Source organism: Rhizobium sp. 10N414 (assembly GCF_056394785.1).
In genome coordinates this window covers 22,605-32,388 of record NZ_JBFTIN010000049.1, presented here as the reverse complement: position 1 = coordinate 32,388, position 9,784 = coordinate 22,605, and the positions used below count along the sequence as shown (strand labels likewise).

10 protein-coding genes are annotated in these 9,784 nt (G+C 58.7%); 1 reads left to right on the top strand and 9 read right to left on the bottom strand.

Going from position 1 to position 9,784, the window contains the following annotated elements:
• Positions 1–179: 179 nt before the first annotated feature.
• Both AC1DE4_RS27955 and AC1DE4_RS27950 read right to left on the bottom strand, forming a co-directional pair.
• Positions 180–1,394, bottom strand: a complete 1,215-nt coding sequence (locus AC1DE4_RS27955; protein WP_477884078.1) for a M24 family metallopeptidase — start codon at positions 1,392–1,394, stop codon at positions 180–182.
• A 277-nt stretch (positions 1,395–1,671) separates the two neighbouring features.
• The gene (locus tag AC1DE4_RS27950) at positions 1,672–2,721 is read right to left on the bottom strand and encodes a GlxA family transcriptional regulator (RefSeq protein ID WP_477884076.1); all 1,050 of its coding nucleotides are present in this window, start codon (positions 2,719–2,721) and stop codon (positions 1,672–1,674) included.
• Positions 2,722–3,402: 681 nt separating this feature from the next.
• Between AC1DE4_RS27950 and AC1DE4_RS27945 the strand changes: the two genes are divergently transcribed.
• Positions 3,403–3,723 (top strand): hypothetical protein, encoded by a 321-nt coding sequence (locus AC1DE4_RS27945; RefSeq protein WP_477884074.1) that lies wholly within the window; start codon positions 3,403–3,405, stop codon positions 3,721–3,723.
• Positions 3,724–4,493: 770 nt separating this feature from the next.
• Here the strand turns inward: AC1DE4_RS27945 and AC1DE4_RS27940 are convergent.
• From AC1DE4_RS27940 to AC1DE4_RS27910, 7 genes are all read right to left on the bottom strand, one after another.
• Complete coding sequence (locus tag AC1DE4_RS27940; RefSeq protein WP_025662856.1) at positions 4,494–4,778, bottom strand: copper-binding protein; 285 nt, start codon at positions 4,776–4,778, stop codon at positions 4,494–4,496.
• A gap of 25 nt (positions 4,779–4,803) precedes the next feature.
• Positions 4,804–5,283, bottom strand: a complete 480-nt coding sequence (locus tag AC1DE4_RS27935) for a cupredoxin domain-containing protein (protein WP_025662855.1) — start codon at positions 5,281–5,283, stop codon at positions 4,804–4,806.
• A 30-nt stretch (positions 5,284–5,313) separates the two neighbouring features.
• Positions 5,314–6,663, bottom strand: coding sequence for a multicopper oxidase family protein (locus AC1DE4_RS27930; RefSeq protein WP_477884071.1), 1,350 nt, complete (start codon positions 6,661–6,663; stop codon positions 5,314–5,316).
• Between the two features lie 14 nt (positions 6,664–6,677).
• Positions 6,678–8,144 carry a TolC family protein gene (locus AC1DE4_RS27925; RefSeq protein WP_477884069.1) on the bottom strand — a complete coding sequence of 489 codons (1,467 nt, stop codon included), beginning with the start codon at positions 8,142–8,144 and terminating at the stop codon, positions 6,678–6,680.
• Positions 8,141–8,365 carry a hypothetical protein gene (locus tag AC1DE4_RS27920; RefSeq protein ID WP_246734354.1) on the bottom strand — a complete coding sequence of 75 codons (225 nt, stop codon included), beginning with the start codon at positions 8,363–8,365 and terminating at the stop codon, positions 8,141–8,143. Before AC1DE4_RS27920 ends, AC1DE4_RS27925 begins: the two co-directional genes overlap by 4 nt.
• Positions 8,366–8,455: 90 nt before the next feature.
• Positions 8,456–8,878 carry a hypothetical protein gene (locus tag AC1DE4_RS27915; protein ID WP_477884067.1) on the bottom strand — a complete coding sequence of 141 codons (423 nt, stop codon included), beginning with the start codon at positions 8,876–8,878 and terminating at the stop codon, positions 8,456–8,458.
• A gap of 311 nt (positions 8,879–9,189) precedes the next feature.
• Positions 9,190–9,699, bottom strand: a complete 510-nt coding sequence (locus tag AC1DE4_RS27910) for a cytochrome b (RefSeq protein WP_192303424.1) — start codon at positions 9,697–9,699, stop codon at positions 9,190–9,192.
• Between the last annotated feature and the right edge of the window lie 85 nt (positions 9,700–9,784).

Below are 9,784 nucleotides of genomic sequence, written 5' to 3'. Positions count from 1 at the left end.
CAGGTGATCCTTCGGCACCAGACTGTCGAGCGTCACCATCTCAAGAGCCGTCTGGGTGGGGGCAGGTTTCTTCAACATGTCCCAATGAATCACAAACCCCCAGACGGTGCCAGGGGTTTGTCAGCAATCTGAAGTGGCGGGTTATCCCGCCACTTCAATTCAATAGTGTGCGACAGGCATTAGTTGCGGATGATGTTGTGCTCGGGACCGAACGGAAAACCGGTGATGTTCTCCGCCCCATCTTCCTTGATGATCAGAATGTCATGCTCACGATAGCCGCCAGCACCTGGCATGCCTGCTGGCAGCATGACCATCGGTTCCATGGATACGACCATGCCCGGTTCCAAAACCGTTTCAATATCCTCGCGAAGTTCGACACCGGCCTCGCGACCGTAATAATGGGATAGCACACCGAAGGAATGACCGTATCCGAAGGAGCGGTGTTTCAGCAGGTCCCATTCGCGGTACATGTCATTGAGTTCTATCGCGATATCCCTGCAGCGGGCGCCCGGCTTTATGAGCTCAAGGCCGCGGCGGTGAACGGCAACATTCTTCTCCCAGATATCGAGGCTCGTGTCATCGACGTGGTCGCAAAAGAGGGTGCGTTCGAGTGCCGTGTAATAGCCGAAGATCATCGGAAACGTATTCAGTGACAGGATGTCGCCCGACTGGACCTTGCGGTTCGTGACCGGATTGTGGGCGCCGTCCGTGTTGATCCCTGACTGGAACCAGGTCCAGGTATCCATCAGTTCGACAAAGGGAAACGACTTGGCGATCTCGCGGACCATTGCGTTTGTCGTGGCGATTGCAACTTCGTGTTCGGGTACGCCCGCGCTGACGGCGGCGACACAGGCCGCGCCACCAACATCACAGATCCTTGCGCCCTCCCGGATGAGTTTCTGCTCTTCCAGCGACTTGATCGAACGCATCCACATCGAGGGCTGGGCGATATCGACGAACTCGACACCGGGAAGTGCCTCTTCCAACTGTCGTCGGTATTCGAGGTTGACGTGGTCGAATTCGATGCCGATGCGCCTGGCACCCCGCGTCAGTTGCCGTGCGGCGCGGTAGAAGTTGTCCCGCCGCCAGTCCGTATAGGTAATGTTGTCGCCATAGCTTCGACGCCAGGGCTGGCCGCCATCGATGCCAGCTGAAATCGTTGTCGCATTCTCGTGGTCGATGACCATGCCGTACCTGCGGCCGAAGTAGCAGTAAAGCCAACCGGAGTAATAATTGATGCAATGGTAGGAGGTGAGGAGCGCGGCATCGACGTCGTTCTTCGCCATCCAGTCGCGAAGGCCCTTCTGGCGCCGGGCCATTTCCTCGTCGGAAAATGGCGAGAACTCCTTCGCGCCATTGTGCCATTTCATCACGTGAAGCATGTCGTCAGTCATCGGAAATTCCTCCTGATTGGATGAGCAGTCCGAACTTATCGACGCGAATGACATTACAGAAATTTATTCACCTGATACAAGAATAACCGATGCTTATCGAAAGTGACCGCAACGGCCCTCGCGCGTATTGCCCCTGCCCTATAAGGGTGATGGAGAGCGTCGTGAGGGATGCCGGGGCGAACGACGACAGAGGGCTGGTTGCTTTGTCAGCACGGATCATGTCGGCATCCTGGTCGCCCTCCGGCCCACGTCACCCTTCAGCTCGTAGGCTGCAGGATCACACTGATGGAACGGTTTCGCCGTCGATCCGCAGAGCTGTCGGGCTCCTCCCATGGATCTTCCTGAACGCGCGGGAGAAATGCGATGCGTTGTCGAAACCGACATCAATCGCAATGTCCACTACTCGCCGATCTGTATTGATGAGAAGGTAGTGCGCGCGTCTGAGGCGCAGCTCGCTATATGCACGGGCAGGGGACATCCCCAATATGGTCCGGAACAAGCGTTCGAGCTGCCGGCGAGAGACGTTTACGCTGGCGGCGAGCTGTTCGATTGTCTTCGGAGCAACGAGGTTCTGCTCCATCGTCAGCAGGACGGCGTTAACGCGGTTATCGATGGTGCCGTCGCCAATAAGCTGACGGATCGGCAGACGAGCCTGGGCGTCCGTAAAATGTCTCGCGTGATTTATCTGAAGCACGTCGAGTGCGTTCTGCGCCGCGGCAGGGCCAATCCGCGACCGCACCAGGAACGCAGCCAGATCCGCCGCACTGCTTCCGCCGGCGCACGAGCCCCTTCTTCCGTCAAAATTGAAGAGCCGATCGGCGCGAACGCGAAGATGCGGGAAGCGGTCGCGGAATTCATCGACATGCAACCAGCTGACGCAGTTATGATGCGCGCCCATGAGGCCAGCCTCTGCGAGCATGAATGTTCCGGTGCATAGTCCAATCAGGGGGACACGCGCCTTTGCCGCCTGCTTGAGATAGGCAAGAGCCTCCGCGTCGCAGGACTGATCGGCTCCGAGCAGACCACCGACGACGACAATGACGTCAAAGCGTTCAGGTGCGACAAGATCCGATGTCGGCGCAACGCTCACTCCGCAGCTCGATCGAATGAGATGCCGGGTATTGGCAAGAACCTCCCAATCGGCGCGCAGTCGGCGCGACCTGTCCAATTCATCGCCCGCCAATCTTAATGTATCAACGAACAAGGAGAACGCGGAGAGCGTAAACGACCGTGCCAGGATAAAACCGACTTTGAACTTCGACTGTGTTTGTCCTGCTGCCTGGCTTGGAAAGGTGCCAGGCTCGGGTCTATCGTGGCCTCGCCACATCAGCTGCTCCCGTTTTGTCTTGTTCCCGAGGGAGATTTGCGATGGCTGCACCGATTGGCCGAATGCTCGCAATACCCTCTCGAGTAGGGTATGCGGGAGCCTCCCGCCACGCAAATAAGTACGCGTCATGGCCATATGAGGTTTGCTTATGGTGACAGAGGGCGGGAGATGCCTCTCATTCGACGATCTTCGGTAAGCGCCGCACCAGAAGCATTGTTACGATCCAGTGGTCGTCGTCCGACCACTCGAGCAAGACGTCGACAACCCGGTGACATGTGCCCCGATCACCACCGTTGGCGGGGTGGTAACCACGGACTGAAATCCAATTCTCTTTTCGTGCATCCAGTGGTTATATTCGTAATGGCGAATGCGTCCTGTCCTCGGGGGGCGTGGTGGGCCCGAATGAGCTGCACCGAGGCGGGGGCCATGGGACATGAGTGCAAATTGGCCAATGGACTGCACTTAGCAGAGGACGCTTTTGTGTTTGAGGTGGTCGACGCGGATGGTCGCCCAGTTCCAAATGGAACCCGCGGCGCGAAACTGCTTGTCACAAGCTTGACCAACCACGTTCTGCCTTTAGTGCGGTACGAAATAACCGACGTCGTCACGCTTGCAACTGAACCTTGCCATTGTGGGCTCCCGTTGTGGCGGATCGCTTCCATCGACGGTCGAGCCGAGGAGATGCTTCGTTTTGAGAGCGAAGACGGCGGTAAGGTCGAGGTCCATGCTCATCGGCTCCGCTCGCCTCTGACAGCGACCCCCGGCGTCCGACAGTATCAATTCGCGCAGCTGCCAGACGGACTGGAGATCACGATATCGCTTTTCCCAGAGACCGATCCCGACGTCGTTGGGGAGAGCATCCGGCGCTCTGTTGACGCAGAACTGGCAAAGGTGGGGGCGCGCGCTGGCAAGCTCCTTATCAGGACAGTGGATGTGATCGTGCGCTCAGGCGCCGGCGCAAAGGAGAAGCTGGTAGTCACGCCTACGATTTCAGACACGTGATCTCAGGCTGCCCCGATCTCCATGCCACTGTGACTGCTAAGGCCCCACGCCGTCCTTGGCGACTCCGTGGGGTTGCCAGAGGCATCCTGCTCGTAGGGAAAGGCCCGCCCGCAAATATGTCTGTCAACGTCCTCTCGAAGGGTCGGACTTGGCGCGGCTAAAAGCGTGATAGGCGTCCGGGGCATAATTATGAGGGTTGGGTCGCGCGAAGAGCTTGCCGTGTTAGCGCCAAGCGGCCCTCCCGGCCGCGACAGACGCTATCGACCGCTTTCTGAGCAAGGAGTAAGATGGACCGTACTCACTCCGGCTTGGGAGGGCTACATGTGGGGACCGACGATTCTTTTAACGTCCCTTGTCAGCTTGGCTGCCCCAAGTATTGGCGCTGAACTTCCATCATTTCACACGTCAATCTTCTCGGAGGATTTCTCGGTTGCCTTGTCGGTGCGATCCGTCACCGCGTCTCGGTCTCGGGAATACGACTATGATGTCACTATAGGGCTGACCGAGCGGCTAAGAGACGGTACGACCGTTTATATTGATCATGGAAGTCATGACGCTCGGGTCAAGTGTTTGCCCGGGAAGGTTTTCGTGGGTGGCAAGGAGTACCTGCCGCTGCCAAGTCAGGCGACACTCGACTGGAAAGAGGACCTGGTAGAATCGCTATGCACCCGCCCGGTGTCGTAATCGTTTAACTCAGATCGCCGAACCTCGGCGCAAGGTTAGGTGCCTTCGTGGAGCCCGGGCCGGTTTCAGCGACCCGGGCCCACTCTTTACTTGACCTGCGTGACGGTCAGCTTGCCATCAACGCGCTCGGCAACGAACTCGATGCTCTTGCCTTCCTTCAACTGTTCCAGAATGGCCGCATCCTTGACCCGAAAAACCATTGTCATGGCGGGCATGTCGAGGTTCTTCAGGTCCTCATGCTTGATGGTGACCTTCTGTCCTTTCGCGTCGACTTTGTTGACGACGCCCTTGGTGAACTCCTGCGCGAATGCTCCAGCAGCGGCGCTGATGGACAGCAGGGAGGCCAAAGCGAGTTTAAGTGCGATCTTCATTGTTAGTTTCCTTTTTTGGGGGCGGTTACTTGGCAGCGACGGTGACATCGCCATGCATGCCAGCCTCGTAGTGGCCGGGGATGAGGCAGGCGAACTTGAAGTCGCCGCCGGTCGTGAACTTCCAGACGATCTCGCCAGACTCACCCGCTGCCAGGCGAATTGAGTTGGGGTCGGCGTGTTCCATCTCAGGGAACTTCTCCATCACCTTCTTGTGCTCCAGGATTTTATCCTCTTGGTCGAGCACGAACTCGTGGTCGGTTTCCCCAGCGTTCTTGATGGAGATTTTCACAGTCTGGTCCTTGCGAACCTTGATGACAGCAGGCTGGAACAGCATCTTGCCGTCTTCGGTCTCTTTCATCGTGACGCGGATGGTCTGTGTGACCTTCGCCTTATCGCCAGGTTCACCAACCGCCATCTTTTCCCCATGTCCGCCAGCGTGGTTGCCGGAGGCCAGGGCAGGGCTGGTAAGGGCTGCAAGAGCCAATGCAAGTGCGTAGATTTTCATGTCAGGTCCTTTTGTTGCTGAGGATGTGCGTCAGCCGTGTTTCATCGGCTTGGGCGTGATGGTGGTGTTTGCGTCTTTGGCCTTAGTCGGGTCCGGCAGTTCGCCGGTCCACTCCCAGGCCTGGGTCCCGGGCGGGTTTTCGTACCAACCCGGGTCGGAGTAATCGTCGGCCGAGATGCCTTCACGGACTTTCACGACGGAGAACATGCCGCCCATCTCGATGGGGCCGTGAGGACCCCAGCCGGTCATCATTGGAATGGTGTTCTCGGGGATGGGCATTTCCATTTCGCCCATGTCGGCCATGCCTTTGGTTCCCATCGGCATGTAATCGGGCTGCAGCTTGCGGATTTTCTCCGCGACCTTCGACTTGTCGGCACCGATGAAGGTCGGGATGTCGTGGCCCATCGCGTTCATGGTGTGATGCGACTTGTGGCAATGGATCGCCCAGTCACCGAGGTACTTGGCATCGAATTCGTAGGCCCGCATCGCCCCGACGGGGATGTCGATGCTCACCTCCGGCCACCGCGCCTCGGGGCGCACCCAGCCGCCATCGGTGCAGGTGACCTCGAAGTCGTAGCCGTGCATGTGGATGGGGTGGTTGGTCATGGTGAGATTGCCGACCCGGACCCGGACTCGATCATTCTTGGACACCACAAGCGGGCTGATGTCCGGGAAAATACGACTGTTCCAGCACCACATGTTGAAGTCGGTCATTTCCATGACCTTGGGCACATATGTGCCAGGATCGATGTCATAGGCGTTGAGCAGGAAAACAAAGTCCCGGTCGACGCGCATGAACTTCGGGTCCTTGGGATGGATGACGAAGAAGCCCATCATGCCCATCGCCATCTGGACCATCTCGTCCGAGTGCGGGTGGTACATGAAGGTGCCGGACTTCACGAGATCGAACTCGTAGACAAACGTCTTGCCGACCGGGATGTGCGGCTGTGTGAGTCCCCCAACGCCGTCCATACCCGACGGCAGGATCATGCCATGCCAATGGATCGTCGTGTGTTCCGGAAGCTTGTTGGTAACGAAGATGCGAACGCGGTCGCCCTCGACGGCTTCAATGGTCGGGCCTGGAGATTGACCGTTGTAGCCCCAGAGGTAGGCGGTCATACCGTCCGCCATCTCGCGCTCCACCGGCTCGGCGACGAGATGAAACTCCTTCACCCCGTTGTTCATCCGGTGAGGAAGCGTCCAGCCGTTGAGGGTTACGACCGGCTGATAGTCGGGGCCCGAGGCCGGGTGCAGTGGAGGCTGCATATCGGCCGACGCCATTGCCGGAGCGTCCGGAAGACCCATCGCGGAGGTCTTCGTCCAGGCTCCAGCTGCCATCAGGGCTGCGCTAGCGCCAAAAAGTTGTCGTCTGTTGAACATCTGAGTGTCCTTTCTCAATGAGCGCCGCCGCCGCTTTCGGACGCTGATGCAACCTCGGTCTCGGCTGCCGCCGCAGACGAGCCACCGCCATAGACCGCTGGGGCGAGGTTTGCGTCGGCCAGCCAAAAATCTCGCTTGGCGTTGACGGAAAGCAGGATGGAATTGATCTTGTCCCGAGTGTCGGTGAGCAATTCGAACGTATTGGTGATCATGCCGTTGTAGGTGAGCAGCGACTCTTCCTCGACCTTGGTACGCAGCGGCACGACGTTGTTACGGTAGTGCCGGGCAATGTCGTAGTTGGAGCGGTAGGACTCATAGGCTGATCTCGCCTCCGAACGCACATTGACGGCTTTCTCCGCCAATTGGTTCGCGGCTCGCATGTAGCCAAGCTCGGCCTTGCGCATCCGGGCCTTGCCGGTGTCGAAGATGGGGATCGCGAACTCCAACTCCCCAGCGGCGGTGGTTTCCCACTTCTTCTTGCCGTCCTCCTCGACTTCGCGTTCAGCCTCGAAGCCTGCCAGGACTTCCAGGTCGGTGACGTAGCGGGTGGCCTCGGTCAGGCCATAGGATCGTGCGGTGGCCTCCAGCTCCAGGCGGGCGACCTGAAGATCAATACGGTTTCTGAGGGCTTCGGCTTCGATTGCGTCGCGCTTGGGAAGCGACCGTGGCAGCGCCGGGAGACTGTTCGGAACCTGGTAGTCGACGTCTGTGCCCCACAGGCCCATCAGTCTCGTGAGTTCCTCCTTGGCAAGACGGGCCGTCAGCCGAGCCTTCGCGGTTTCGCCAGCCAGTTCGGCGACGAAGACATGCTCGCGGGCCTGGCCTCCCTTGGTCATTGCGCCTGTTTCGCCCAGCTTTTCGGCGAGTTCTGACGCTGCGTCGGCGGCTGCTTGTGCTCGTTGTAGCTGACCGACGTTTTCCCATGCGGCCACGGCATTGATCCAGGCACGACGGGTTTCCGCCGCGAGCTGAAGGGTCCTAACGGCAGCGTTCAACTGAGCCTGCCTGAAACGAGTGTCGGCGATTTCGATGTCCCGTTTCTTCGTCATCAAGGCGAGAAGGTTTGTGGTGATCGCCCCCTCGATTGTGCGAAATGCCTCAAGTTCCGGCGCACCGATCCCCGAGAAGCCGATAGCAACCGTCGGGTTCAACAGCATGGTGGATTGCCAGGCATCCGCTGCACTGTCGCCTAGATCGGCGTAGGCGGCCTGCAGACCCTTGTTGTTGATGAGCGCGACCTGAACGGCTGTCTCGGCGTCCAGCACCTTGTTCCTGCCAAGGATGGCCTTCACGCGAGAGGACRTTGCCTGTGCCTGCTGTTGGTTTTGCACCCAGACAGTCTGTTTAGACGTGACACCACCGACTTTGGCAGTGACCGTGGAAAAGCCCGCTTCCTTTCCGGCGTATTCGGCACTGCTGACGCAACCGGCCAGAACCAGCGGAATAGCTGTCAGGGCTACCGCTCTTTTGATGGCGATCATGATTGGTCTCCGTTCTTCGGAGACAATTGCTCGTTTTGTTGCCGCCAGGGCTTGGGATCGACAGGCTGGCGGGCAACGAAGCCAGAGATGGGCGAACGGTACCGAATAGGACGCACCGAGTACGTCTGCTGGACGTCCGCCGACGCAATAACATCGGGAGGCGTGGATGCGCAGCCGCCCACCAAGAGGGGCAGCCCCACCACAAATATGGAAGGTTTCATTTCAAAAATCCGAATAGCAGTAATCTACCGGCAGGCGCGGCTGTCGCCACGGCATGCCTTCCGGACCCGTCAGGACGGGCAAATTGCTATTCAGATATTAGGCGGTCGATGCAGAGGCGGGAGCTCGCCAACCAGACTTTGATCGTTGACGAACTGCCGGATCGAAGACACGACGGGTCCGCCAACGTCGTGAGCTTCACAAACAATGCCAAAGCCGCCGCAGAAATCCTTGCAGCACTGCTGTTTGGAGAACTGGTCGTCATCGCCCGTGGGTGATCCGTGATCGTGTTGGTGGGCGACATCTTGGACCGCCTCATCGTCGCTGGTCACACCATGATCGTGGTCAGTTGCGGCGTGATGGTCGTGCGCGCTAGCGGCACTGGGGGGCGGTAATTCGGGGAAAGCCGACCCATGCATTGCGGCGTTCGCATTGGACAATGTGTATCCTGCCAGCGATACGATGATCACCAGCCGCACGAATATGAGCAGTTTGCTCAGTGCGATTCGATACATTTTGCCCACTCCCAAGAGCTACCGCCAAAGCAGCCCCACTTCAATTGGGCCGCCGAAGCTTTCAAAGATTCGCGACGATTGTGAGGCAGTTCGGATAGCCGTCTACGGCTTGCCATCGTTGGAAGGTCAACATCTATTTTGCAGAGCCGCCCGCGATTGGACGGCAATGGGTTTGAGGGAGGCCACCGGTTTCTTGCAAACCACCCCTCCGTTGTGGCCTCCCATATCCTCCCAGGAGAAGAAGGACAGGAGAACACTAGGCTCGAAGGCAGCGCGGGCAATGGGACTTAGGTCCTAACCCGAAGAGCCGGTCACTTGACGGTCCAGGTAGCCGGCTCGTCCTTGCGGGGAAGGATCATCCGGTCGATTGAAGCGTCCCGCTTGATCAACGTATGCCAGGCAGCAGCGGTGAAGTGGATCGCGACCATCATCAGGATCACCTTCGATCCGATGACGTGAAGCGGTGCGACGGAGAAGGTCAGATAGCTGGCGACGAAACCAAGTGCGGCTTGGCCGATTATCGCGGCATAGAAGGCAAAGTGGAGAGCCTTTGCGAGCAGGTCCGCACCCGTCTGCGGTATCGATGGTGATGGCGGCCGCATGATCCTCAGGAGAAGCCGCAGGACCATCAACCCGCCGATGGCAATCCCTGCATAGTTGTGGACCAAGTGCTGCAGCACGTCGGCGGCCGACGGCTGCACGCCCATATGCACTGCATGATGGGTGCGCTCAATACTACCTCCCGTCAGGTACTGTACCGGCAGTAGTCCAGCGATCACCCAGTGCAAGGCGATCTGATAACCCCTGTAGCCGTTGCGCATTCGATCCTCCAATTGCCGAGGAGGATGCCGCGACTCTGTAAAAATTGGGTATCGCCCCCCGCACTCCTCGCTTGCTTTCCAAGCT

What these genes read in the sequence shown, in the direction of transcription:
- AC1DE4_RS27955 (WP_477884078.1), bottom strand. Translation starts at nt 1,394, where the DNA reads ATGACTGACGACATGCTTCACGTGATGAAATGGCACAATGGCGCGAAG.
- AC1DE4_RS27950 (WP_477884076.1), bottom strand. Translation starts at nt 2,721, where the DNA reads ATGTGGCGAGGCCACGATAGACCCGAGCCTGGCACCTTTCCAAGCCAG.
- AC1DE4_RS27945 (WP_477884074.1), top strand. Translation starts at nt 3,403, where the DNA reads ATGCTTCGTTTTGAGAGCGAAGACGGCGGTAAGGTCGAGGTCCATGCT.
- AC1DE4_RS27940 (WP_025662856.1), bottom strand. Translation starts at nt 4,778, where the DNA reads ATGAAGATCGCACTTAAACTCGCTTTGGCCTCCCTGCTGTCCATCAGC.
- AC1DE4_RS27935 (WP_025662855.1), bottom strand. Translation starts at nt 5,283, where the DNA reads ATGAAAATCTACGCACTTGCATTGGCTCTTGCAGCCCTTACCAGCCCT.
- AC1DE4_RS27930 (WP_477884071.1), bottom strand. Translation starts at nt 6,663, where the DNA reads ATGTTCAACAGACGACAACTTTTTGGCGCTAGCGCAGCCCTGATGGCA.
- AC1DE4_RS27920 (WP_246734354.1), bottom strand. Translation starts at nt 8,365, where the DNA reads ATGAAACCTTCCATATTTGTGGTGGGGCTGCCCCTCTTGGTGGGCGGC.
- AC1DE4_RS27915 (WP_477884067.1), bottom strand. Translation starts at nt 8,878, where the DNA reads ATGTATCGAATCGCACTGAGCAAACTGCTCATATTCGTGCGGCTGGTG.
- AC1DE4_RS27910 (WP_192303424.1), bottom strand. Translation starts at nt 9,699, where the DNA reads ATGCGCAACGGCTACAGGGGTTATCAGATCGCCTTGCACTGGGTGATC.